Below are 24448 nucleotides of genomic sequence, written 5' to 3'. Positions count from 1 at the left end.
GTACTCGGAGAGCCGCTTGTAGTCGGTGGGGAAAGTGGTGCCCGGCCCGCCCTCGCTCCAGAAGTCGCCGTGTCTCTTCGGCGTCGGCGTCGGCGATGCGGCGCTGGGGCGTCTGGGTACCGATGAGGCGGTCGTGCACGGCGCTCAGCCTGGCAGAGCCGGCAGGCGGGGCAGGAGGGCCGCGAGGGCGGAGATGTCGCTTCGGGGAGCCCGGCGTGTCGAAGGTGCGGAGTACTTCGTGAGTCTCCTCGACAGAGGAGAGCTCAGGCGGCCAGGTCCATATACAGGAGCTCGGCGGCCTCGCCGATCGAGCCGGGCAGAAGGTTACGGTGCATCCTGAACCTGGCATCCGTGTCTGCGGACGGCGGGAACCCGGCGTCATATCGCCTTGCCCGCGCCCGGCTGCGAAAGGAGTCAGCCGATGACCCGGGTTCAACCAAGAAGCCGAATCACAGCCCCGGTCGACGTCCACCGGGCCCTGTGCCGAGGTTGCCCAGGCGTGGTTGAGGTGCCGCTGACCTGCCGGACCAGATCCGGGATCTTGCCCGGGGTGTCGTGGGCGGGACCGTGGACGGATCGCGGCGACGTGGACCAGGCCCTGCTACCTGTGATCGGTGCGTCTCGCTGGGTTGCCGCCGGCCTTCGGGGGACGTGTGCACACTGGAGGTATGCGCAGGACGACCGTCGGCGAGACGGCGGAGCGTGACGATCTGCTCGCTGCTGCCGTCGCCGGAGCCGTCGAAGGAACCAGCGCGCACGCGGGCAGCGTCTTTCTCCGCTCCCGCGACCGCCGGTCGATCGTGCTCGCCGCGACGTGCGGGGTGCCACCCTCCCAGCTCGGGGGCTGGCGCCTCATTCCGGTGAGCAGTCCCATCCCGGTCGCGACGGCGTACAGCTCCGGGCGCACGGTCCACCTGGCCGACGCAGAGGAGACGATGCGCCGGTATCCCCAGCTCGCGGTGGCTCTGCCGTACGCCTTCGGCTCCTGCTCCGTGCCGGTGCGCTCGGGTGGGGAGATCTTCGGATCGCTGGCGATCGTCTGGGCGGCGTCGTCCGGCAGCGAAGGGCTGTCCAAGACCCAGCGCCGCCACCTGCGGGCCGTCGCCAACCGGCTCGGTGACTCCCTCGCCGCCCTCCGTGCCCGAACCGGCGATCCTGTCGAGTGCGACCCGGGGTCGGTTCCCGTCGAGATCCCTGCACCCTCGGCAGCGGGCGTGCGGGTCGGCTTGTTCGACTGGGACCTCGCCTCCGGCACCTTCGCCGTGGACGATGAGCTCTGCGCGATCTTCGGTCTCGACTCTCATACGTTCGACGGACGAGCCGGAACGCTTGCCTCCTGCCTGCACCCCGGTGATCGCGCTGCCTTCCGGGACGGGGCCCGGGAGGCAGCCGGTGAGGGCCGGATCACCGCACGGCGCCTGCGCGTACTCGATCGCCGGGACGGGAGCGAGAGCTACCGCGCGGTCGAACTGTGGGGCCGCGTACCGGAAGCCGGCGACGCGCGGGCACGCACTCACCTGGTCGGCGCGGTCCTTGACGCCCAGGTCGGCCAGGCGGCCGCCGCAGCGGTCGAGCGGCTGCGGGACGGACTGTTCTCCCTGACCCCCGACGGGCGGGTCACCTATGCCAACCACAGCACCCTGCGGTTGTTGGGTGTTTCCGGCGAGGAGTTGCTGGGTCAGTTCCTCTGGGACGTGCTGCCGTGGCTGTCCGATCCCGACGTCGAGTACCGGCACCGGTCCGCGATGATCTCGCAGGCACCGGTCTCCTTCCTGGCCTGCCGCTCGCCCGACCGGTGGCTCGTGTTCTCCCTCCACCCGAAGGCGGACGGAGTGACCGGCCGGGTGGTGCCCCTGGGTCGGCCACCCCCTGCCCCGGCGCCGTCCGCCTCCTCGGCCGAGGCGGCAACCGCTGCCACACCGGCGCGCCTGGGCGTCATGTACCACGTCCTGCAGCTGGGCAGCGCGCTGACCGAGGCGGTCACCGCACGCGAAGTCTGCGAAGTCGTCGCCGACCAGCTCCTCCCGGCCTTCGGAGGCCAGCAGTTGGCGATCTACGTGATCCGTGACGGAACGATGCACCTGCTCTTCAACGCCGGCCGCCACGAGGACTTCCTCGACTGGCTGGAGGGCGTGCCGCTGCACGCCCGCCTGCCCGGCACTGACGCGCTGACGTCCGGCGCTCCGCTCTTCATCGAGTCGCAGCAGGACCTCTCCCACGGCTACCCGGGCATCCCCGCGGGCGAAGTGAGCTCCTGGGCTTATCTGCCGCTGATCGCCAGCAGCCGCCCTGTCGGCACCTGCGTCCTCGGCTTCGACGAGAGCCACCGGTTCACGGAGAAGGACCGCGGCGTCCTCACCGCAATCGCCGGGCTGATCGCCCAGGCGCTGGAACGAGCGCGGCTCTACGACTCGGAGTTCGCCGTCGCGCGCGGCCTGCAGCATGCGCTCCTGCCGCACCGGCTGCCAGTGCTTCCGGGCATCCGCACCGTCGCACGCTATCTGCCCGGCACCAGTGGAATGGACATCGGCGGCGACTGGTACGACGTCATCCCCACCGGCAGCGGGGTCTCTCTCGTCATCGGAGACGTGGAGGGGCACAGCATCGCCGCCGCGGCCACCATGGCCCAGTTGCGCAGTGCGGTACGAGCCTTCACCGCTGTGAGCCATGCGCCCGGCGATGTGATGGCGGGCGTCAACCGAACCCTCATCGACCTCGACTCCGAGCTGCTGGCCAGTTGCTGCTACATCCACCTCGAACCGCAGGGCCACCACGCCTACGCCGTCACCGCCGGCCACCCCCCGCCCCTGCTCCGCCGTCCCGACTGGACGACCGATGTCCTTGACCTGGACGTCGGCCCGGTCCTCGGTGTGCAGCGCGCGAGCGCCTATCCCAGGACGCGGATCGCCATCCCCCCGGGATCCGTCCTCGCCCTCTACACAGACGGTCTCGTCGAGGAACCCGGAACCGACATCGGCGTGGGGATCGACCGCCTCCGAACATCCCTGGCCCACGCCCGCGCCGACTCGCTGGACGAACTCGCCGACCGGCTTCTGCACAACGCCCGAGGCGCGTCGTACCGGGCCGACGACATCGCCCTGCTGCTCACCGCGTTCGGTTCCGGTCACGGCACCTCGTAGGGCCTGGTCGGGTGCGCTCACCGACGGCCTGGCGCGATCTCGCCCTGGGCGAGCACCGGCGCCGCTGCCTCGACCCGCAGTCCTGTCTGCTGCACGTCCTCACCTGCGAGAGACGAGGCCACCCGAGGGCATGAAGCTCGGAGCTCGTGGACAGCACGCCCCAGCTCCGGCTCGGGTGCACAGGCCGGGGCTGCGGCAGGAGGAAGTGGCGGTGCACGCCCGGGCGGGCGCCTGGACCGACCGGGCCACTGTCACGAGGAGTCGCCGACGGCCGCGGTGGCGGCTCCCGTCCCGGCGTCCTGTGCCCTGCCGTTCCGGCCTGCGGGCCGGAGAAAAACATTCGCGTCCAAGGACGTGCGGTGAGGTAGGTTCCTACCGTTCGAAGGGGGAGCGCAGTGGCGAAGCTGAATCAGATCATCGCCGTGGAAAAGGGCGTCAAGAGCAAGTCGTTCCAGGACATCACCACGGCTCACCACAAGGTGCAGAAGCCGGCTCTGCTGGCCGGTATCTCGCGTACGTACCAGCCGAAGGACGAGGAGGGCGAGCAGCTGCCGCCCGAGTCCACACGGGTGCAGATCAAGGCAGAGGACGTACTGCGCGAGATGTCCGCGTCGCTGACCCGCCTGTTCGACGTCACCGCCACGAAGGACTGGGCCAACTGCACTGCGCGCGCGGATGTCACCGTCGACGGGCGGACGATCATCGCGGACGTCCCGGTCAGCTATCTCCTCTTCCTGGAGAAGCAGCTCACCGACCTGCACACCTTCGTCAAGAAGCTGCCCGTGCTGGACGCCGCCGAGTCCTGGACCCTAGACCCGTCGACGGACTGGTGGAAGACGGACCCGGTCCGCACCATCCGTACGAAGAAGGTCCCGCGCAACCACGTCAAAGCCGAGGCGACCGACAAGCACCCGGCGCAGGTCGAGGTCTACTACGAGGACGTGCCCATCGGGTACTGGACGACGGTGAAGTTCTCCGGAGCGTTCCCGGCGCGGCGGATCAACGAGCTCGTGGGGCGGGTCGAGAAGCTTCAGCAGGCAGTCAAGTTCGCCCGTGAGGAGGCCAACAGCGTCGAGGTCACCGACCAGTGTGTCGGCGACGCGGTGTTCGGCTACCTCTTCGGCTGATGCCGGGCGCAGGTAGTATCCCCAGTCGCCCCCGTGTGCGAGCACGGGGGTGCGCAACAGGCGTGGGCCGGATTGAGGACCGGTTCGCGTGATGAGCGCAAGCTGAAACTGAAGTTCAGCCTGAAGACGCGGTCACAGTGGAGGTTCGAGTCCTCCCCCCGGCACAGCAGATCACGGGCCGGGGTAGCCCAACGTGGCAGAGGCAGCCGCATCAATCTCAGACTCTCGCTCCAGCTTCAGCATTCGCCGCCGATCGCCGGATCGACCGGGGACGGACGAGCGCCATCGGATGCGAGTTCGAATCTCGCCTGCACCTCTTGCGCGGTGCGGTAGTTCAAAGGAAGAACACGACGGCCTGATGACTGATCCGTCCTCTTAAACGCCACCGGCGTGCGCAATTGGGTGGCACCCCCAGGGGCCCGGGAGCTGGATACGACTCCCGGGCTCCGCCACGCCTCGCGACCTGCGCTCCCGCCCTGTCCGTGGCGAACGGTCGGCGCGGTCAGCCGGTGATCGTGATGCGGAAGACCGGGTGATTCGGCGCGATGCGACGCAGCTCGTCGTCGGAGGAGTCCGGGCCCACGCCGTTGAAGAAGGCGCCGACCTCGACCTTCCAGCGCTTGAGGTAGGCCCGCAGCAGCTCGGGCTTCTCATCGTCCGAGACCTCGACGGCAGCGAACGTCTCCGCTCTCTTCCCCAGTCGGAGCTCACCGCCGCCCGCGGCGCGCATGTTGCGGGTCCACTGGACGTGGCCGCGTGGCGCGACCAGATACAGCCGGCCGTCCACGGTGAGCAGATTCACCGGAGTGCACCGCCACTCCCCGCTCTTGCGGCCGCGGACGGCCAGGACCCGGGAACCCCAGACGCTGATCCCGCGCCGGGTGAGCCAGGAGACGAGCCGGTTGAACACCTTGACGGTGAACCAGCCCGGCTTGATGACGTAGTCGTCGGCGCGCTCGCTCATGGGAGTTCCCTTCCAGGGAGATGTGTGAGCAGTGCTCTCGATACAGATCAGCGTGCACCAGGGCACTGCCTCTAAGCAAGAGCGGCGCTCTCGTTATTGGTCACCGCTCCGTCTCCTGGCAGACTGGACCGCATGAGTGCCATCCAGGGAGCTCGAGAACGCGCACGCAGGGAAGTCACCGCAGCCATCAAGGACGAAGCCCGCCGACAGCTCGCCGCCGAGGGAGCGGCCAAGCTGTCACTGCGCGCTGTGGCCCGCGAACTTGGGCTGGCGTCATCCGCGCTGTACCGGTACTTCCCCAGCCGCGACGACCTGCTGACGGCGCTCATCGTCGACGCGTACGACGCCGTGGGCGAGTCGGCCGAGCGAGCCCTCGCCGAGACCGACGCCGCGCCCGCCGCACGGTGGACCGCGGTCTGCCGCGCCATCCGCAGCTGGGCACTCGGACACCCGCACGAGTACGCGCTCATCTACGGCTCGCCCGTCCCGGGCTACGCCGCACCCCAGGCCACCATTGGCCCCGCCTCCCGCGTCGGCCTCGCTCTCATCGGCGTGGTCGAGGACGCAAACCAGGCCGGCGTCTTCCCCGCGTACGACGGCCCCCCGCCGCCACAGGAGGTGCTCGACGACGCCGAACGGCTGCGCGAGACTCTGGGCGCACGGCTGCCCGCCCCCATCCTGACGGAGGTCATCGCCGCCTGGGCCGAGCTCTTCGGCCTGGTGGGTTTCGAGCTATTCGGTCAGTTCAACCGGGTCGTCGACGCCCGTGACGCGTTTTTCGACCGCGCTGTCGCCCGGCTCGCCCAGGGCATCGGTCTGCCGGCCGACGAAAGATCTCTCTGAGCGACGCAGCCTGGTCGCGGAGCCGATCACTTACACCCCGACGGCTTCGGTTCCGAGAGGAGAACTGACTTCCAGGCGGACCATACCTGCGGGCACGGGGAGCACACCGGGCGGAGAGGACCAGGATCGCCTCCGTCGTGTCCATCCCGCGGGCGCTGGGAGCAACGTCAGCACGGCCTTCGCGTGGGTGCCGTTGCGGGTGTCGCCGTCGTTCTTCCCGGCCGGGTCGTGCCTGTCATGGCCGAGGTGGTCGGTGATCTCGCCCTCCAGGGCGGACTGCAGCAGCCGCTTCGTCAGCTGCTGCAGCAGCCCGCTCTCGCCGGTCAGCTGCAGTCCCTCGGCCTGAGCGCGGGAGACCAGGTCATCGGCCGGCCGGTCATCCACCGCCTTCGACGGCTGCGACTCAGACGACTCGACGGTCTCAGCCTCGGTCACGTTCTCACCGGTCATCAGTGCATGTTCCTTGACCGGGACTTACCCCGAACGATCTACCGTCCCGCGGTTGCGCGCGCTCGGGCTGAGTCCCGGCGCGCCGGCCGAACGCCTGGCGGAGCCACTCCTCACCGCCCCGGTGGTGCGCCGGACGGTGCCGTGAACAGCCGTGCGCGAGGCCGGTGGCGAGGACACCGAGGATCCCAAGGCCGTCCAGGGCGTCCGCGGTCCGGTACTGCGGTGATGGAGCTGGACCTTCTGTCCTCCGAGAGGATGCGCGTGCCGATGCTGGGGGATCAGCAGCCGGCTGGCCTGAGGTCGATCACGGCCATCTTGCTCATCCGGTAGCTGTCGAGGTCTGGGTCGTGCCACGACTCGCCTGCGCGGATCTGGTGGAACCTGAACGTCGCGTTGGTTTCGTTGGCTCCCACGATGCAGCGCACCGGGCCCGGGCGGTCCAGTCTGGTGACGAGCTGGCGGAACTCCACGGCGAATGCGATCCCGTGAAGGAGGAGGATTCGCTGATCGTCCTCCGAGATCTGCGGAGCGTCGTCGATGATCTGAATATCGACGGGGACGAGGTCCTCCAGATGGAAGGAGCTGTCAGCGCACTCCCAAGCCGTGAGGTCTCTGAAGAACGAGGGGGCGCCGTTGGCATTGCCCGAGCTGGCCCAGGTGAGTACATCTCCCTGGCGGGTGATCCCTTCCGCCAGCAGGGCACGCAGGCGGGGGGCAAGGCCGCCGGGCGGCGCCAGGACGGTCGCACCAACAGGCGCGAGTATCTCGGCCGCGGCATCGTTCATCGTCAGCGACAGCATGTGGCTCATGGTCGCAGTCAACGGCTGAACGCGCTGCCGGATAAGCGGCCCGCGGCATCCGCCACCAACCACGGTACCGACGGCGACGTACCCGCCACCGCCGCTCCGGCCTGAGGCAGCCGTACACGGCCATCCGTCAGGGCCCGACGCACACGGGAGGGATTCCGTCTCCTCGATGACGGACGCAAAGGCCCGGTCGGCCAGGAGGTGGTCCGGGACGATGTCATCCTGCCGCTCGACCCGGCCTTCGGCGGTCGGACGGTGGGCCGCCAGGAAGTCGCTGACGAAGTCGTCATGCCCGGTGAACGCGATCGCTTCCGGTGTGGCGGCACGGCCTCGTCCGGGGCGGTATGCCGACGGACCGCCGTCTTGGCGCGGTCATGGACGATGGACGTCGGCACCCGGCCGAAGCGGGCGAACGCCTGCCGGTGGCAGTCGGAGAAGATGGCCATGTCCTGGCTGGCGCCGAGCAGCAGAACGGGGTGCGCGAGTACGACAAGACCATGTGGAGCGAGTGCGCTTTCGGGTTCCCGACGCGGGCGAGGACCTTGCCTGCATCCCCCAGTCCACCTGCGCCTGAACTCCGGGAATGACCTTGGACGGGCGGTGCAGACCCGCAAGTGCAGCGGGATCGATGCAGTTCCTCCGCGGTCCTGGGCCGGGCTTGCTGGAGATGGAGCTTCACCCGCTGGTGTTGCCGGTGGATCCGTACTCCTGGGCCGCCCGTGGACCACCGCACCCTTGGTCGTGATCTTCGCGCGGATCAGCGCGTCGATCATCGGGGGTCCGCCGCGAGAGTGCTGCTTGCCCGCCTGACGGATGCCCACCATCGCCTCGCCCTGGTCTGGGCCGACGGCGGTTACACCGGCAGCCTCGTCGAGCACTGCCCGGCCGCTCGCCCTGGTCCTGGCGAACAGTCAGACGCGGCGACGATGCCAAGGGGTCCGTGGTGCTGCCCAAGCGGTGGATCTTCGAGCGTCTCTTAGCGCACCTGATGCGCAGCCGCCGCCTGGTGAGCGGCTTCGAGCGTCGCACCAGTAGCGCCGAGGCGATCGTCTACTGGTTGATGACCATGCTCATGACCTGGCGCCTGGCCCGGCCACGGCCGACGGGAGCGTGAACCGGTCCGCCGCTCGGGCCCGGCATCCGGTATCTCGGGAATCGAGAAGGTGACAGGCGCGTGAGGCAAGTGACGCTCGGTGCCCTGTCCTGAGAACCATTGGTGCTCGGCCAGCCACCAGGTCGCCATCGATGCCGATATCTGCCTGGCCGTCGTGGTCTGCCGGTCGCTCGCCGGGAACCGCGACGACTGTAAGGCCGGGGAGGAGTCCGGCGCTAGGGGCGCCGTCGGCGGCTACCCGGGCAGTGGCCTGGCAATCCCGCGCCGCCGCAAGCGCGGCCAAAGTGAACTCCCGGACTGGAAGGAGGAGCGTGACAAGTCCCGCAAGCAGGTACTGGCCCGCGTCGAGCACGTCTTCGCGCGCACGGAGACCTGGAAGAGCTTCCGTGACTGCCCCTTGAGGGGGGCGTACGCCACGCCATGCCTCTGCACCGTATGAAAGTGCCACCGCGTCCTCGCCGGATAGGCCGACGGGCCACACGGTGGCCGGCTCGGTGCAGTGGTTCGGACGCCGCTCTCGCCGCTCCGGGCGGCCGAGGGAGGATGGTGGCGACGACAGCCGCCTCTTTGCGCCTTGTGGAGATCTCCGTGGAACACCCTCCTGTCACTGCCGACCGGTTGTCCGGATACACCGAACGTGATCTGGACGGCGACCTGGCCCGATGGTTTCCCCACCTGGAACGGATGAGTCCGGCAGTGCGGCAGGTGTCCCCGTTTCTGGCCAAGCTGCCGTCCGATGCCGCGAGGGCGCTGGCGAGCTTCGACGCGAGGGTCCGCTCGGGGCAGATGCCGAACTTCATCGACGAGAACTGGCCGGAGGGCGACTACGGCTTCGACTTCCGCGCCGAGGGAGCAGAGGACCTGCTGGCCGGGAATCCCGAAGAAGCGGTTTGCGCGGAGGACGTCTGGCCGCTCGGGGTCGATGGTGGCGGAAACCGCTACCTCATGATGACGAGCGGCCGAGTCATGGCCTGGGACCACTCCGGGGGAGTGGAGGGGTACGAGTGGAGCGGGTTCAGCAGCGTCGACGTCTTTCTGTGGGCGATGGTGCGCTACCGAGCCGTGGTGACCGGCGTACTGCCGGCCGAGGAGGTCCGCGCGGACTTCGCGGCCATCGGAGAGCCAGGAATATCGAACCCGGTGCTCGGCCTGCTGTGCCGCATCACCGAGGAGGGCTACTAACCGGGTGTCCCGGCCCTGGTTCGGTGGCTCAGGTGCCTCACCGGGCGGGCGTGTTGCCCTCGTTGGCCGGCGGGTCCTGAGGTTGATCACCGCGACGTGGATCACGGCTTCGGAGCGGGCGGGGAGGGCTTCACAGTCTCGGGCCAGGCGGCGGTGGTTCATCAGCCGGCCGAAGGCCCGCTTGACGACCCAACTTCGGGGCTGAACCACGATTCCTCTGGTGGTCGGCGGGTCGCGGAGGACGATCCTGACGTCGATACCGAGGGGGCGCCGTGTTCACCCGTCAGCCTGGACACCGTCCCCGTCACCGCACGCGGTCTCGCCGCTTTTCAGCGGGGATGCTGCCTTCGGTGACGTCACAGCAGCAATCGGCCCAGGCGGAGGCGACGTCGGAGGCGCCGACTACGGTACCGGTGTGAGCGATGGATGCGACGGTGCCGATGCTGCAGCGGAAGAAGCGGGGGAGGGAGCCCGGTTGGACGATCTCGCCGTACTCGTCAGTGGGGATCCGGAGCGGGTGCGGGGGCTGCTGAACGGCGCCGTCGGCCCCTGGTCGCGTGTGGCGGAGGCGGTCTACCGAGCTTCTCAACATGTCCATGAGGGTGCGTCCTCCGCGGAACGGCGCCAGCTGCTCGCGCTCGACGCGGCGCGGTACGGGGACCGGGAGCTTTCCGAGCGGATCACCGCGACGCCTGTGGTGGGGGAGAGCGCCTCCCGGTGGAAGGTGGAGTGGGCCACCGGTTCCATGCTCGACGCCCGCTCGCACCGGACGCTCACCGGCCACGACGACGAGGTGCGTGCGGTCGCGGTGCCGGAGATCAACGGCCGGCCGCACGCCGTGACCGGCAGCGAAGACGGCACCGTGCTGGTCTGGGACCTGATCGCCGGGCGACAGGCCGGTCCACCTCTCAACGGCCCCGGCCGGAAGATGAGTTCGTTGGCGGTCCTGGAGATCGACGGCCGGCCGCACGCCGTCACCGGCTGCTATGACCACACCGCGTCGATCTGGGACCTCACCACGCGTCGGCAGGCCGGGCCCCCTCTCACCGACCTGTGCGGCGGGGTGTGGGCGGTGGCCACAGTGGAGATCGACGGCCGGCCGCACGCGGTCACCGGCTCCGGGCACGGCACGCTGCTGCTGAGCGACCTTGTCACCCGCCGGCCGGCCCAGCGGCTCACCGGCTTCAACGGCACCGTGTGGGGGGTGGCGACAGTGGAGATCGACGGTCGGCCGCACGCGGTCACCAGCGGTGACGAGGGCAAGGTGCGAGTGTGGGATCTGATCGCCGGGCGAAAGGTCGGTGCTCCCCTCACCGGCCACAGGTCATGCGTGTGGGCGATGGCCACGACGGAGATCGAGGGCCGACCTCATGCCGTGACCGGCAGCGGAGGAGGCACCGTGCGGGTGTGGGATCTGATCGCCGGGGGACAGGTCGGTCCAACCCTGACCGGCCATGACGATCGGGTGTGCTCGGTGGCGGTGTCGGAGTTCGACGGGCGACCGCACGCGGTCACCGGCAGCGATGACGGCACGGTGCGGGTGTGGGACCTGGACGCTGGCCTGCAGGCGGACCGGCTGCTGTTCCCCTCGCCGGTGCAGGCCCTGGCGACGGCTTCGGACGGTCGCCTCGTAGTCGGCTTCGGTGCCGAGGTCGCGGTGTTGAGCCGCATCTGACAGGACGCCCTCGGGGTACACGGAAACGGGGGTGTCCGAGACGAGCAGTGGTCGGCCCCGATGCGAGGTCCTGCCTCTGGTGCCCTGCCGATGCCCGCGGGGGACGGAACGCGCAGGCGCCTCCACCGGGGAGAGAGGGGAGACCGGGCCTCCCGGGCAGGAGCGGCACGGTGACGGTGAAGCACGCGCCGCCCTCGGGGGCGTGGCCCTGGGCGGTCAGGGTGGCGCTCAGGCGGGTCGCCAGCCGGTGGGCGATGGCCAGGCCGAGACCGCTGCCGACCGGGCGGATGCCTCGGTAGCGCTCGTGCAACGCGCCGCGGTCGAAGGCGACGGCGATGTCGTCGTCGGTCAGCCCGGGGCCGCCGTCACGGACCTGGAGCTGGTGGTCCCGTCGTCCTGCCGGGTCAGGGCCAGCACCAGCGGCCTGCCCGCGGGGGTGACGCGCAGGGCGTTCTCCGCCAGCCCGTCGAGGAGCTGGCGGACCCGAGCGCCGTCGGTCTCGACGACCGCGGGACGGCCCGGCCGCTCCAAGCGGAACGTCACACCGTGCCCGGCGCAGCGGCGCGACCAGACCGCTCCGGCCTCGGCGACCAGGGAGTCCAGGTCGACCTGCCGGATCTCCAGCCGGAAGTCGTCGGCCTCCAGGCGGGCCAAGTCCAGCAGGTCCGCGACAAAGCGGTCCAGGCGCCGGGTCTCGGTCAGCAGCGTGCGGCCGACCTCGGGCAGGTCAGCCTCGCCCACGACGCCGTCGGCGAGCGCCTCGGCGTAACCCTGCACGGCGGTCAGGGGGTGCGCAGCTCATGCGAGACGGACAGCAGGAACTCCCGCTGCCGGTTCTCGCTGCGGGTGAGCGCCGCGCCCAGGGTGTTCAGCGCGTCGGCCAGCTCCGCGACCTCGTTCGGGCCATGCGTCGCGACCCGCAGCCCGCGGGCACCCTCGGCCAGAAGGCGGGCCGTGCTCGCCGCCGTCACCAGAGGCCTGGACAGGCGCCTGGCGAGCAGCGCCCCTGCCAGGGCCGCTCCCAGCAGGCCGACGCCGAGCGGCACGACCAGGCTGCCGCGCATGCGGTCGGTGGCCTCGTCCACGGCGGTCAGCGGCTGGGTGAGCACGACGGCGCCGCCGCTCTCCGAGGGGTGGCCTTCGACGAGCACCGGACGTCCGTCCAGCGTGCCGGTGCCGGTGCCGGACACGGGCTGGTCGGCGAGCAGTGTGTCCCTCGTGGATGCCGTGACAGCCGACGCCGCGGGGCCCGTCGCCTCACCCAGCGGGTCGAGGACGGCGAGCCGCACGCCGGTGGAGTCGACAAGCCCCTGCCCGCGCCGCAGCAGCAGGGAGGGCAGCCCGGGGGAGCGGCTGAGCAGTTCCGCCCGGTGGGAGAGCTGGTCCCGCTCCTGTTCCTCGGCGTTGTCCCGCACCAGGTACCAGGCGACGATCCCGGTCAGCAGGACAGCGACCGCGGCCACCGCCGTGCTGAGCAGCACGATGTCGCCGACGAGCGAACCGCGGCGGCGGATCATGTCGCGAGGTCCGTGCCGGCGTCCGCGACGCTGTAGCCGACGCCGCGGACGGTGCGGATAGGGCTGGCCTCCCCGAGCTTGCACCGCAGCTGGGAGATGTAGACATCCACGACGCGCGTGCCGCAGTAGTCGGCGTAGCCCCAGACGTGGGCGAGGAGCTGGTCGCGGGTGAAGACCCGGCCGGGGTGGCGCAGCAGATGGGCCAGCAGATCGAACTCGGTGGTGGTCAGCGCGACGGGTCGGCCATCCTGGTGCAGCGTGCGCCGGGCGGGGTCCAGGCGGAGCCTGCCCACCGTGCGCACCGGCGGCTCGGGCGGCCCGGCCGCGCGGCGCAGCACCGCCTTGACCCGGGCCACCAGCTCGCGGGGCGAGAACGGCTTGGTGAGGTAGTCGTCGGCGCCCAGCTCCAGGCCGAGGATGCGGTCGGCCTCCTCATCCCGCGCGGTGACCGGCAGCACCGGGGTCCAGTCCCCGGAGTCGCGCAGCCGGCGGCAGATCTCCACGCCGTCGACGCCGGGCAGGCCGATGTCCAGGACGATCGCCACCGGGTGCAGCCGCCGCGCGGCGGCGAGCCCGGCGGCGCCGTCCGTCTCCACATGGACGCCGAAGCCCTCACGGGTGAGGTAGAGCCGTTGTGGATCGGCGTGTCGGCGTACAAGTGAACGTGCACCACCTCGTACGAATGAGAACGCACCGTTGTTGAGGCACGGAGAGGCTGGAGACGGAAGTCTGCTGTCGTCGGTTCGGGAACGGCGGAGGGCGGCTGGCTGTGGTGCTCGACCCGCATCGATGGCTGGAGCTGAGGCGGTTTCGCGGTCTGTATGAGTCCGGGGCGATGAGCCTGCGGGAGATCGCGAAGGAGACCGGGCTGAATCGGCGCACGGTCACCAAGTATCTGTCGGGCGAGGTTCCGGTTGCGCCGCCGAAGAGGGCCGCGAACGGCCAGCCGCGGCAGCGGGTGGTGGACGGGGTCGCGCCGCTGATCGATGCGATGCTGAGGGCCGAGATCCTCCTCAAAGGGGCCGTGATCCACGAGCGGCTGGTGGCCGAGTACGGGTTCACCGGCACCTACCAGCGCGTGAAGATCTACTTGCAGGAGGCCCGTCCCAGGATCGCGGAAGAACTCGGGATCAGTCCGGGCGAGCTGGCCGGCCTGCACCGCCGGTTCGAGGTGGTGCCCGGCGCTCAGGCCCAAGTGGACTGGGGCGACGAGGGCAAGATCCTCGCCCACGTCGGCATCCCGAAGGTCTACTCCTTCCACATGACCTTGTCGTATTCGCGGGATCCGTTCTGCTGCTTCACCACCAGCCAGGATCTGGGCACGTTCTTCGAGTGCCACCGTCAGGCGTTTGCCCACTTCGGCGGTGTCCCCATGTCGATCGTCTACGACCGCACCAAGACCGTCGTCCGCCGCCACGTCGCACCAGGCGAGGCCGTGCCGCTGCACCCGGAGGCGGTTGCGTTCGCCGGTCACTACGACTTCGACGTTGACGTGCTGGCCGCCTACCGGCCCCAGGGCAAGGGCCGGGTCGAGCGGCAGGTCGGCATCGTCCGTGACCACGTCCTGGCGGGCCGGGCCTTCTCCTCGATCGAGGAGATGAACGCCGCGTCCGCCTGGGTCCCTCTGCGTCGGGCGAAGGTGCACGGCACTCACGGCGAGGTCATCGGCCTGCGCGCGGTCCGCGACCACATGGCCCTGCGTCCGCTGCCGACCACCCCCTACGTGGTCGCCCAGCGACACCTCCGCTACGTCGGTAAGGACTGCCTCGTCGCCTTCGAGGCGAACCTCTACTCAGTGCCGGCAAGGCGGGTCCGTCCGCGCCAGCTGGTCGAGATCAGAGCCACGAAATCCCAGGTCACTCTGCACTCCACGACACCCGACCACCAGGGCGAAACCCTCCTGGCCGCCCACCCCCGGGCCGTTGGCCGAGGCGCCCGCGTTGTGGACGACAAGCACTGGGACGGTCTGCCCACCGGAGCCGGCCGCCGGGTCACAGCAGGCGGCGACCTGCCCGCACCCCGCCGGTCTGACGGCTCCGGCCCGGAGGCGGGATTGATGACCTTGCTGAACCGGGTCGCGGCCACTCAGGTCGAGGTCGGCCGCCGGCCGCTGTCGGTTTATGACGAGCTGACCGGCACCCGCCCCTTCACCACCCACCGAACGCCGAAGGAATCGTCTTGAGCGAGCTGGTCTCCACCCGCATCCGCAGCACGGCCGCCAAGCTGGGCTTGCCACACCTGGCCGAGGCCCTGACCCAATATGCACAGCGGGCCGATGAGGCCAAGATGGGCTACCTCGACTTCATCGACCTGGTCCTGTCCGAAGAACTGGCGGTCCGTGACGACCGCCGTTTTCGGCAGGGGCTGAGGCTTTCGAGGCTGCCGCACCACAAGACGCTGGAGGACTACGACTTCTCCTTCCAGCCCGAGCTCGACCCCCGCAAGGTCAAAGACCTCGCCACCCTCTCCTTCGTCGAGGCCAAGGCCAACGCCGCCCTGCTCGGGCCGCCGGGGGTGGGCAAGACACACGTCGCCGTCGCTCTCGCGGTCGCGGCATGCCGGGCTGGCTACTCGATCTACTTCACCAGCCTCGACGACATGGTCCGCAACCTTACCGCCGCCGAAGCCACGGGACGCCTGACCAGCAAGCTCGGCACGTACTTGCGGCCTGCGGTCCTCGTGCTGGACGAGGTCGGCTACCAGCCCCTTGCCCGCGCGGAGGCCAACCTGGTCTTCCAGGTGATCTCCAAGCGCTACGAAAAGGGCTCGATCATCCTGACCTCGAACAAGACCTTCAGCGAGTGGGGACAGGTGTTCGGCGACGAGGTCCTCGCCACCGCCATCCTCGACCGCCTCCTCCACCACTGCGGCGTCATCTCCATCAACGGCCCCAGCTACCGGCTCAAGAACCGGCTCGCTGCCATCGAACGAGAGCAGAACGACGCAGCCTGACCATATGGTCGACAATTACCACATGGATGTCACCGAACTGCTCGAATCGGCTTCCCTACTGGTCCCGGAAGAGACCGCTACCGAGAACGACATCACGGTGCGAGACGTCTGGGATTACCTCGCCCACGACGAGTGGGAGATCGCGCTGGGCCTGCTGGAGGAGCTCGGAGACGGACATCCGCTGCCGTTGACGTTCTGGGAGCAGCTTGCCGAGGCGGCTGAGCAACTCCGCCTTGAACGGAGCACGGCTTGGTGTCACTGGCGGTGTTCCGAGATTCGAAATGGGATGATCCGGGCAGATCTGACGCTCCGTCCAGCCAAGGAAGCGCGACGCAAGACGCCAATCTCCGGTCATGGAGTTCTGCGGCCCATGTGGGACATCGGGAACCTGTCACCCGCCGGGGGTGCTTCGGTGAGCATCGCCAGCCTCTGGGTCGAGGACATGCCCGTTCTGGAGCCCGGCGGCCGGGCCACTGTCCGTCTCGTTCCCCTCACCCCCTCCCATTGGACGCACGTCGAAACCGGCCAACGGATCAGCATGCACGAGGACCGGAGCGTGGCCGGCACCGCAGTCGTGCTGGAAGTTCACCTCCCCACTACCGTCACGGCCACGAGCTGACTCCGACTGCCCCGACCTCTCACTGGTGCAGATATCTCCGTACTCGGTGGAGCACTTGCAGAAGTACGTCGACACGGCGATGTGCCGCTCGTCCTCGATGACCAGGACGAGCCCCCTGCTGTCGGACATGCACAGTGTCTCCTCAGAACGCCTCCGATGCTAGCCACACCGTCCACCCCGGCCCATGCAGTGGAACCGTCCTAACACTGCCCGAACATTCCTCGAACCTTCGTCTCGCCCGGACCGAGCAGGCTGAGCGCATGACCGTGAGCCCTTCCACCTCCCCGGCACCCTCCCCTACGGAGCCGGACCCCGATACCGATACGGACACCGACGCTCCCGCCCCGGAGCCCGCAGCCCCACCGGGGCTCCTGCACCGGGCCGGCCGCTGGTGCGCGCGGCGCCCCTGGTGGGTGATCGCCGCGTGGCTGCTGGTCATGGTGGCCACCGTGGCCGCCAACCACGCCTGGGGCGGCACTTACGAGGACGATTTCTCGCTGCCCGACAGCTCCGTGCAGACCGGCGCGGATCTTATGGACACCCACAGCTCCGACGCGGTGCGCGGCGTCAGCTCGCAGATCGTGCTGGAGGCCGAATCCGGTGCGCTCGCCGACCACCGGGGCGCGCTCGACAAGACCGCGGCGAACCTCGCCGATCTGCCGGACGTCCTCTCCGTCGCCGACCCGCTCCGGACGCCGGGCGCGCTGTCGAAGGACGGCGCCATCGGCTACTTCACCATCTGGTTCGAAGAGAACCCGGTCACCTTCGACCACTCCTATGTGGACGAGGTCGACGCGGCCGTCGCGGACCTGCGGGCGGACGACGTCACCGTCGAATACGGCGGGTCGCTGGGGCAGCTCGCCAGGCCGGAGGCGGCGGAGCATCTGTCGGAGTTCATCGGCCTCGCCACGGCGGTGATCGTACTGCTGATCGGCTTCGGCAGCGTCGCGGCGGCACTGGTGCCGATACTCACCGCAGTCGTCAGCCTGCTCGCCGGTATCTCTCTGCTGGGTCTGTTGGCCGCGATGTTCACTTTCGGGGCCGCGCCACCATCGCTGGCCATCATGATGGGCCTGGGCGTCGGCCTGGACTACGCCCTGTTCCTCGCCACCCGCTTCCGCGGCCTGCTGCAGAAGGGCAGCGATCAGGACGACCCGGCCGAAGTCGTCGGCCGCACCGTCGCCACCAGCGGACGGGCCGTGCTGGTGGCAGCGGCCACCGTGGCGATGGCCCTGGCCGGCCTGTACGCCTCAGGCGTGACCTTCATCGGCACCCTGGGCGCCGCCGCGGGTATCACGGTCGTGGTAGCAGCCCTGGCCTCGCTCACCCTCACCCCGGCGGTGCTCGGCCTGGCCGGCCGACGCGTCGACCGCTGGGCCGTCCGCACGCCGGTCGCCGAACCCACCGGCGACAATGACGTCTGGCACCGCTGGGCGAGCACGGTACGCCGCCGGCCTCGGACGTTCCTCACCGCGGGTGCGTTGCTGCTCGGGGTGCTGAGCATCCCGCTCGGTTCGATACGGCTGGGTCATGTCGACGCCGGCGCGAACCCCGCCGACTACACCGACCGGCGCGCCTACGACCTGATCGCCGAGGGCTTCGGTCCGGGTGCCAACGGACAGTTCACCGTGGTCGTCAACCTGGGCGACGCCGACCCCGCGTCGGTCTCGGCGGACCTCACCGAGACGCTCGCCGGCACTGACGGCGTCGCGGAGGCCACCCCGCCGGCGCCCACCGTGGACGACGCCCTGCTGATCTCGACCGTCATTCCGGAGGAAGGCCCGGAGGAGGAGTCGACCTTCACCCTGCTCCACGAGCTGCAGGACGAGGTGCTGCCGGAGGCGCTGGACGGCAGCGGCGCCGAGGGCTACGTCACCGGCAAGACGGCCGCCCAGCTGACCTTCCGCGATGTGATGGTGGACCGGTTGCCGCTCATCATCGCCGTTGTCGTGGGCGCGGCCTTTCTCCTCCTGCTGACCGTTTTCCGCAGCGTGCTGATCGCGGTGAAGGCCGCGCTGCTCAATCTGCTGTCCATCGCCGCCGCGTACGGGGTGGTCGTGGCCGTCTTCCAGTGGCAGTGGGGCAGTTCGTGGTTCGGCGTCACCGGGAGCGTCCCCGTGGAGTCGTATGTGCCGATGATGATGTTCGCCATCGTCTTCGGCCTGTCCATGGACTACGAGGTGTTCCTGCTCTCCCGCGTCCGGGAGGCCTGGCTGGAGACCGGCGACAACCACCGCAGCGTTGCCACCGGGCTGGCCGCCACGGCGCGGGTGATCACCTGTGCGGCCATCATCATGACCAGCGTGTTCCTGGCCTCTCTGCTCTCCACCAACGTCCTGATCAAGATGCTGGCGCTGGGCCTCGGAGTCAGTGTCATCATCGACGCCACGGTGGTGCGGCTGCTGCTCGTGCCCGCCTCGATGTATCTGTTCGGCAGGGCGAACTGGTGGATGCCGCGCTGGCTGGACCGGCTGCTGCCTCACGTCGACCCCGAGGGCCGGCCGTGAGCACCTCCCTGACGATGACGCGCCGCGTGTTGCGGCGTCGCTCCGCCAAGGTGACGCTGATCGCCGTCACCGCCGTGGTCCTGGTGGCCGTGACCGCCGAGCTGGTGGCGCGAAGCATGATCGAGAGTCGGGTCTCCGAGGCCGCCGGCCGGGCCCTGGACGGTGACCTCCATATCGAAACGGGGGGCGGGTTCGCGGTTCTGGACCTGTTCGACAAGCACCTCGCCCACCTGGAAATCGACAGTGGCAACGCCACCGTCGGCCGCATCACGGGCGCATCAGTCCAAGCCGAGCTGGAGGACGTGCGGCTGAAGGGCGGCGCCGGAGGCGGCACCGTGGAGCGCACGCACGCCAACGTGGTGGTGCCGGCGACCTCGGTGCAGCAACTGGTCCAGAACGGCCGGGGTATCCCCGTCCACTCGGTCGTCCCCGACCCCGCGTCGGACACGCTCACCTTCAACCTCGGCGGCCAGGTCGGCCTGGGACGAGTGGTCATAGCACCCGAACTGCTCGACGGCACCTTGGCCATGAGCGTCGTCAGCGCCACCCTCCTCGGGAGGCCGGCCCCCGACGACATGGTCGCGGAAATGGAGGACGGCTTCACGGACTCCGCGGACCCGGGCGACTACCCACTGGAGCTGGAAGCCACCTACGTCGAGGTCGTCGACGCGGGCATCAAGGTCGGCCTGGACGGCGGAAGCGCCACTCTCTCACCACGCGACTGACACCACGCGCACGGCGGGGGCCGATCAGACCCCCGCCGTGCGCTGTTGTCAGACAGACCCATAGTCACTGAGGTGTCCGCCGACAGGGACTTCACGATGTGCCGCTTGCGGCCCGGCACCTTCTTCCCGCCGTCGTAGCCGCGTGAGGCGGCCGGCACCGTCGCGGCGGCCCGCACCGACTGCGCGTCGATGACCCCCGCTCTGAGCTCGGCCTCACGGCCCTCGCGTTCACGCACCCGGCCGCGCAGCCGGTCGTGGAACTTGGTGATCGGCCCGTGTTCGCGCCAGCGGCGGAAGAATGCGCAGACCCGGGCCCATGCGGAGAAGTCCGAGGGCATCGCCCGCCAGGAGATCTCGCCGCGACCAGGTAGCGGATCGGGTCCAACAGTTGCCGGTGGCATTAGCCCTCGGGCCGTCCACCCCGCTCCCGGAACCAGGCCGGCGTCGGCAGCAACGGCCGGACGGCCGCCCACTCCGCGTCCGTCATGTCCGACGGATACCGGCGCACCCGGTCCGGATGGCCGGCCGCGTTGCCGTACACGTGCGCGAGGCAACCGCACGACACGGCAGGCGAGTTGAAGTCAACATGCGCGGGAACGTGCAAAAAGGACAACAGGGCCTCCGGGAACCACTCGGAACGGGATCGCACCCCGAGCTACCTGGAGGCCCTGCTTCCACGCGCGGAAACCGCCACAGTCACCCGATCGAGACTCCCGTTCGATCGACAGTCTTCGAGATCGGTACGGGCAACAACCACTCACGTGCCGGGATGCTCCGGCAGGGCGAGCCAGTCCGACCAGGAGATCTCGCGGCCGAGGAAGCGCGGCTTCTCGAATGGCCAGTCGGCGGCGATCCACTGCGGCACCAGCGCGTCGAGAGCCTGCTCGACCTTGCTGCCCACCAACTCGTCCACCACCCACCAGGAGACCTCGCCGTCCGCGCCGGCCCTCTCCGGTGGGTCGATGTAGACACAGCCGAGCAGAGCTGTCTCCGCCGCGTCGAACAGCGCGTAGTTGAAGGACTGGTGTGCGGCGATCTCCTTCTCATGCCGCAACAGGTCGGCCTGGTCGGCCTCGTAGGACATGGCGGCCGCGGGCCAGCCCCAGGCCGGGCCGAAGATGGTCCACAGCCGCTCGCGCGAACCCATCACAGCCGGATAGTCGAGCGGGGTGTCCGCCTCCCGGATCGGCCGCAGGTGATGGCCACCGCCCGGCAGCGGTACCAGGACGGGGTGGACGAAATCATCGGGAAGCCAGCTCATGGCGCCCGACCGTAGCAGCGCGGGGCCGTCCGCTCCCCTGGGATTATCCCCGTATACCGCCCGGCGCTGCTCTCATGCCGGGCAGGGCCCGCGATCACCCGATCGAGACTCCCGTTCGATCGACAGACTCCAAGATCGGTACGGCAACGGCTTCTGAGAGTCGGGCCACCTCATCCTTCCCCTGGCCGAAACGGGCCAGCCGCCGCGCCACGCTGAAGTCGGGGAAGGCGCCGGGAGGCGCGTCCGGTCGCCGTCGGGAGGGGATGACGTGAGACGCTCACCAGGGACGCGCCCGTCAGCAGAGTGGTCCACGCGGTGACGAAGTCCGCCAGTGCAGGATGGGTGAAACGGCTCCGGCCCTCCGCGTCACGGGTCGGATTGGCCTCGAAGTCGTCCAGTACTACGGTCAGTGACCGGGTGGGCCCGTCCGCCGTGGGGCGAGCCGCCTCCTCCGCCCCGGCGTGCGCGTCGGTGGCGGTGAGGCTTGCGCGGACGGCCAGGCGCTCGGACCAGGACCGCTCCGCGTCCACCAGTTTGAACATCCGCGCGCGGACACGGCAGTGCCGTCATCTCTCCTCGACATCTCCGAGCTCGCTGATCACTGACTGCCTCCGGAACTCTCGATGGACGCTGTCCCAGACATCGACGAAGCCATGTGTGCCGAGCTGCTTGCGCAGTTGCCTGCCGCAGTCGGCCGAAGGGGTCGGCGAGGACCTGCACGTTCATCCCGTGCTTCTTGTGCTTGCCCGAGTGGAACGGCCGGTCCGCGGCGATGCGGTCGATCGGCAGCAGCGTGCCGTCCAGGATCAGGTACGCCTTCACCGGAGCGGCCCGCACCGCGTCGGTCAGGCCGGGGGCGAGGGCGGCCAAGAACTCGACCGCTTCGGTGACATAGCGGTAGGCCGTCGTGGTGCCGATGCCGAACCCGGCGGCGAGCCGGGCATAGGTGTGTCCCATCCGCAGATGGGCGAGGGGTGAGCAGGGCCAAGCGCGGCTACAAGAAGGTCACGAGCAAGGAGTTCCGCCGCCGCCGTACGACACCGCCCGCGTACTGCTCACCGGGCCGGCCCCAAGGGCACGTCCCCCCCGCACGAAGCGCTCCCGCATGTTCCCGCCGCCCCGCTGTGGTTGGCTGACTGAGGAGCGGGGCGCGAGGTACAACCGATACGGGTTGAGCGATGGATCCCCAGGGCCGGGACGCCCTACCCGATTGTGGAACCGGCACCCGGGACGGGCGCCGACAGCAACTGCCTTTCAGCGCACGACACGTCAGACTCGCCCTGCCCTCACACAGCGCCGTGAGGACCAACCAGCGCAGAGCCCGACCGGAGGCACGAAACCGACACGGTGCCCCAGGCCATGCCCGCGGGACTCCAGGCAAGGGAACACGGGCGAACGGCCCAGGCAGCGGCAGCACAGCGATGAGAGCCGGTGATAGAAAGGGTGTTCGGGACCGGCAGAGCGCGGATCCTGGACAACGGGGAGGAACAACGGATGGCACATGTGCCTGACCATCAGTCGGGACAACCGCCTCAGGGCGGGTTCGGAGCACCGCAGGGGGTGTACGGGCCGCCACAGCCCCCACAGCCTGACACGGTCGGCCAGCATCCCGGTTACGGATATCAGCCGCAGCCGGGGGTCGGCAATCCGTACACGCAGCCCCCGGCCACCGGCCCTTACCCGCAGCCATCGCCTTACGGCCCGTACCCTCCTGCGCCTGCGCCCGGAAACGGCACGGGCAGCGGAGGCGGGAGGGGAGGGCGCAAGACCGGCCTCATCGCTGGTGCAGCCACGCTGGCGGTCCTCCTGGCCGGCGGCGGTGTCTGGTTCGCGGTGGGAGGCCCGGGCGGCGACGACTCGAAGAAGCCCGCTGCAAAGAACAGCGCGAGCGTCGGGCCGGACACGGACCCGACGACGAGCCCGAGTGCGACAGAGCCGGACGGCCCGTACGGCACTCCAGAGCCTGAGGAGACGGAAGAGACGGAGCCCGGCAGTGGGCCGACCGGCACCACGATCGTCGGGTTCTGGCGCTCGGAGTCAGAACCGAGCGGAGGCATTCTCGGGCTGCGGGAGAGCCCGGACAGCAAGAAGCCCACGGAGACCTCCGTGTCGCTGCTCGACGGCGGGAGGTGCAACGGCCTGCGCAGCGTGGTGGAAGCCGGCCGCAGCTACCGCATCGGCATGCTCTGCGAGGACAAGAAAGAGCTCTACGGCACGCTCGTCTTCACCGGCGGCGATACCCTCACGATCACCTGGGACAAGGGGAGAAACGGGACAGAAACGTTCAAACGCTTCCTGGACTACCCGGAGAAGTCCCCCGGCGACTCCGACGCCGTTTAGCGCTTCAGCCCACGGCCGTCCCGGACCCCGCTGCCCGGCTCAGCCCCATGTCCCGCGACGGCCCGCCGATGGCCCCGGCCGACCGTCAGCACCGAAGCCCTGCAGCCACCCCGCCGCCTGAGGCTCACGGGGCCGCCCGTTCAATCCTCGGTGGCCATCGGCACGCCGACCTGCTTTCGCGGTCACGGCCTTCGAAGCGGGCATACACGTGACGCCCCTCGGCTGGCATCCGCAAACAGATCAGCGCCCTGGCCAGTGGTGTGTGGGTCACTGCCACTGGGACGTCGGTGCCGTCCGGATCCAGACCGTACGGCCATAGCCTCCTGAGCGCCCTCCGCTTCCGGGCCTTGCGGTACAGGGCGCGTGCGCTGCCGTGGTCAGCGGCCCGCCGGAGGAGGGCATCGGCGCTGTCCCGGTTCCCAGCCTCCTCCCGCATTTGAGCCAGGACGACCAAGGCGTCTGTGCTGCCGTAGTCGGCGGCCAGCCGGGCGAGTACTTCGGCACCGTCCTGGTCCCCGGCCTCCTCCCGCTTTTCGGCCTGGCCAGCCAGGGCGAGGGCGTTGCCGCGGTCGGCGGCCTGCCGGAAGAGAGTTTCGGCGCTGCCCAGATCCCCGGGCTCCCTTCGCGTCTTGGCCAGGCGATACAGGGCGTAGTCGCTGCTGCGGTCGGCGGCGCGGTGGAGGTGGTGGTGGGCCCATTGCAGGCGGTGGCGGGTCTCGGCCGCTCGGGCGAGGCTGTCCAGGTCGCCACCGTGGGTGAGGTGGTGTGGGTGGCGTGCCAGAAGGAGGCGAGCGGGCGTAGACGTCGGCGGATGGTGCGGCCGTGTTGTTCGAGGTAATCGGCCAGACTGGGCGGTCACAGCCGTGCTTGAACTGCGCGGGCCCGCGCCGGGGGTGCTCCGGGTGGGTGGGCCTTGGTCGTCGAGCACGCCGTCGCGTTGCCATCGGGCGCAGTAGGCGTAGACCGTCTGGGGGGGGCGGGTAGTCGTGCGGGAGGTAGCGCCAGGGGATGCCCGTGCGGTCGGCGTGGAGGATCGCGTCGAGGAGATCTCGCAGGTCGTGCTCGGGTGGCCGGCCGAAGGCGGGTGCGTGTGTGGTCCGGGCCTTACGCCAGGCTGTCAGGGGTGGTTCCACGAGGGCGCAGCGGGCGTCGGGCGGGTGGCTCGGATGCCGTCGATGATCCGTCATGGAGACGGCATACTGCGGGATCGCCACGGCCTCCAAAGC

At 69.8% G+C, this 24448-nt stretch carries 21 protein-coding genes and 6 pseudogenes; 14 read left to right on the top strand and 13 right to left on the bottom strand.

The annotated features are described in order from the left end of the window. The first annotated feature begins 668 nt into the window (after positions 1-668). Together I3F58_RS21260 and I3F58_RS21255 are read left to right on the top strand one after the other, a co-directional pair. Positions 669-3140, top strand: a complete 2472-nt coding sequence (locus I3F58_RS21260; RefSeq protein ID WP_240110252.1) for a SpoIIE family protein phosphatase — start codon at positions 669-671, stop codon at positions 3138-3140. 395 nt (positions 3141-3535) lie between these two features. Continuing rightward, positions 3536-4267, top strand: a complete 732-nt coding sequence (locus I3F58_RS21255; RefSeq protein WP_240110251.1) for a hypothetical protein — start codon at positions 3536-3538, stop codon at positions 4265-4267. A gap of 502 nt (positions 4268-4769) precedes the next feature. On the opposite strand, the gene I3F58_RS21250 is transcribed toward I3F58_RS21255, so the two are convergent. Next, positions 4770-5231, bottom strand: coding sequence for a nitroreductase family deazaflavin-dependent oxidoreductase (locus tag I3F58_RS21250; protein WP_240110250.1), 462 nt, complete (start codon positions 5229-5231; stop codon positions 4770-4772). Positions 5232-5363: 132 nt separating this feature from the next. Between I3F58_RS21250 and I3F58_RS21245 the strand changes: the two genes are divergently transcribed. Beyond that, positions 5364-6074, top strand: a complete 711-nt coding sequence (locus I3F58_RS21245; protein ID WP_240110249.1) for a TetR/AcrR family transcriptional regulator — start codon at positions 5364-5366, stop codon at positions 6072-6074. A 30-nt stretch (positions 6075-6104) separates the two neighbouring features. Here I3F58_RS21245 and I3F58_RS21240 read toward each other — a convergent pair whose 3' ends face one another. The 3 genes and pseudogenes from I3F58_RS21240 to I3F58_RS29880 form a co-directional block, all read right to left on the bottom strand. After that, positions 6105-6524: a transposase gene (locus tag I3F58_RS21240; RefSeq protein WP_374208016.1), complete on the bottom strand. Its 420-nt coding sequence runs from the start codon at positions 6522-6524 to the stop codon at positions 6105-6107. A 278-nt stretch (positions 6525-6802) separates the two neighbouring features. Next, positions 6803-7333: a hypothetical protein gene (locus I3F58_RS21235; RefSeq protein ID WP_240110266.1), complete on the bottom strand. Its 531-nt coding sequence runs from the start codon at positions 7331-7333 to the stop codon at positions 6803-6805. Positions 7334-7495: 162 nt separating this feature from the next. Continuing rightward, positions 7496-8106, bottom strand: a pseudogene (locus I3F58_RS29880) (IS21 family transposase); the annotation flags it as partial. A 164-nt stretch (positions 8107-8270) separates the two neighbouring features. Between I3F58_RS29880 and I3F58_RS21225 the strand changes: the two are divergent. From I3F58_RS21225 to I3F58_RS21215, 3 genes and pseudogenes are all read left to right on the top strand, one after another. Continuing rightward, on the top strand, positions 8271-8444 hold the full coding sequence (locus I3F58_RS21225) for a hypothetical protein (RefSeq protein WP_240110248.1): 174 nt from the start codon (positions 8271-8273) through the stop codon (positions 8442-8444). Between the two features lie 91 nt (positions 8445-8535). Further along, positions 8536-8883: pseudogene (locus I3F58_RS21220) on the top strand (IS5/IS1182 family transposase); the annotation flags it as partial. A 149-nt stretch (positions 8884-9032) separates the two neighbouring features. Further along, on the top strand, positions 9033-9626 hold the full coding sequence (locus I3F58_RS21215; protein WP_240110247.1) for a hypothetical protein: 594 nt from the start codon (positions 9033-9035) through the stop codon (positions 9624-9626). Between the two features lie 45 nt (positions 9627-9671). Here the strand turns inward: I3F58_RS21215 and I3F58_RS29685 are convergent. After that, a pseudogene (locus tag I3F58_RS29685) lies at positions 9672-9890 on the bottom strand (IS5/IS1182 family transposase); the annotation flags it as partial. Between the two features lie 211 nt (positions 9891-10101). On the opposite strand from I3F58_RS29685, the gene I3F58_RS21210 reads away from it, so the two are divergent. After that, positions 10102-11301 (top strand): WD40 repeat domain-containing protein, encoded by a 1200-nt coding sequence (locus tag I3F58_RS21210; protein ID WP_240110246.1) that lies wholly within the window; start codon positions 10102-10104, stop codon positions 11299-11301. Between the two features lie 220 nt (positions 11302-11521). On the opposite strand, the pseudogene I3F58_RS21205 reads toward I3F58_RS21210, so the two are convergent. The 4 genes and pseudogenes from I3F58_RS21205 to I3F58_RS29680 form a co-directional block, all read right to left on the bottom strand. Further along, positions 11522-11638: pseudogene (locus tag I3F58_RS21205) on the bottom strand (hypothetical protein); the annotation flags it as partial. A gap of 11 nt (positions 11639-11649) precedes the next feature. Next, positions 11650-12078: a hypothetical protein gene (locus I3F58_RS21200; protein ID WP_240110245.1), complete on the bottom strand. Its 429-nt coding sequence runs from the start codon at positions 12076-12078 to the stop codon at positions 11650-11652. A 5-nt stretch (positions 12079-12083) separates the two neighbouring features. Continuing rightward, positions 12084-12818, bottom strand: a complete 735-nt coding sequence (locus I3F58_RS21195; RefSeq protein ID WP_240110244.1) for a HAMP domain-containing protein — start codon at positions 12816-12818, stop codon at positions 12084-12086. Continuing rightward, positions 12815-13414: a response regulator transcription factor gene (locus I3F58_RS29680; RefSeq protein WP_240110243.1), complete on the bottom strand. Its 600-nt coding sequence runs from the start codon at positions 13412-13414 to the stop codon at positions 12815-12817. Before I3F58_RS29680 ends, I3F58_RS21195 begins: the two co-directional genes overlap by 4 nt. A gap of 173 nt (positions 13415-13587) precedes the next feature. Here I3F58_RS29680 and istA point away from each other — a divergent pair, with 173 nt between their 5' ends. From istA to I3F58_RS21165, 5 genes are all read left to right on the top strand, one after another. Beyond that, entirely contained in the window at positions 13588-15000 is a 1413-nt protein-coding gene (istA, locus tag I3F58_RS21185; RefSeq protein ID WP_240110242.1) for an IS21 family transposase, read from the top strand. Further along, positions 14997-15770: an IS21-like element helper ATPase IstB gene (gene istB / locus I3F58_RS21180; protein WP_240110241.1), complete on the top strand. Its 774-nt coding sequence runs from the start codon at positions 14997-14999 to the stop codon at positions 15768-15770. Before istA ends, istB begins: the two co-directional genes overlap by 4 nt. Positions 15771-15774: 4 nt before the next feature. Next, entirely contained in the window at positions 15775-16389 is a 615-nt protein-coding gene (locus tag I3F58_RS21175) for a hypothetical protein (protein ID WP_240110240.1), read from the top strand. A 260-nt stretch (positions 16390-16649) separates the two neighbouring features. Continuing rightward, positions 16650-18896 (top strand): MMPL family transporter, encoded by a 2247-nt coding sequence (locus I3F58_RS21170; RefSeq protein WP_240110239.1) that lies wholly within the window; start codon positions 16650-16652, stop codon positions 18894-18896. Next, positions 18893-19621 (top strand): LmeA family phospholipid-binding protein, encoded by a 729-nt coding sequence (locus tag I3F58_RS21165; RefSeq protein WP_240110238.1) that lies wholly within the window; start codon positions 18893-18895, stop codon positions 19619-19621. Before I3F58_RS21170 ends, I3F58_RS21165 begins: the two co-directional genes overlap by 4 nt. Here I3F58_RS21165 and I3F58_RS29875 read toward each other — a convergent pair. The 3 genes and pseudogenes from I3F58_RS29875 to I3F58_RS21155 all read right to left on the bottom strand — a co-directional run. Beyond that, complete coding sequence (locus tag I3F58_RS29875; RefSeq protein WP_374208015.1) at positions 19546-19959, bottom strand: transposase; 414 nt, start codon at positions 19957-19959, stop codon at positions 19546-19548. The genes I3F58_RS21165 and I3F58_RS29875 overlap by 76 nt on opposite strands. Positions 19960-20378: 419 nt before the next feature. Continuing rightward, positions 20379-20882 carry an N-acetyltransferase gene (locus tag I3F58_RS21160; RefSeq protein ID WP_240110237.1) on the bottom strand — a complete coding sequence of 168 codons (504 nt, stop codon included), beginning with the start codon at positions 20880-20882 and terminating at the stop codon, positions 20379-20381. A gap of 677 nt (positions 20883-21559) precedes the next feature. Further along, positions 21560-21854: pseudogene (locus tag I3F58_RS21155) on the bottom strand (transposase family protein); the annotation flags it as partial. Between the two features lie 861 nt (positions 21855-22715). Here I3F58_RS21155 and I3F58_RS21150 point away from each other — a divergent pair. Then, positions 22716-23222 carry a hypothetical protein gene (locus tag I3F58_RS21150; RefSeq protein ID WP_240110236.1) on the top strand — a complete coding sequence of 169 codons (507 nt, stop codon included), beginning with the start codon at positions 22716-22718 and terminating at the stop codon, positions 23220-23222. A 436-nt stretch (positions 23223-23658) separates the two neighbouring features. After that, a complete protein-coding gene (locus I3F58_RS21145; RefSeq protein WP_240110265.1) occupies positions 23659-24060 on the top strand; it encodes a hypothetical protein in 402 nt (133 codons plus the stop codon). Between the two features lie 81 nt (positions 24061-24141). Here the strand turns inward: I3F58_RS21145 and I3F58_RS29675 are convergent. Continuing rightward, positions 24142-24409 (bottom strand): annotated as a pseudogene (locus I3F58_RS29675) (transposase); the annotation flags it as partial. Positions 24410-24448: the final 39 nt, after the last annotated feature.

It is taken from the genome of Streptomyces sp. MUM 203J (genome assembly GCF_022414595.1).
Lineage (GTDB): Bacteria > Actinomycetota > Actinomycetes > Streptomycetales > Streptomycetaceae > Streptomyces.
The sequence above is the reverse complement of the archived record's forward strand: the minus strand, read 5'-3'. Positions and strand labels throughout refer to the sequence as shown.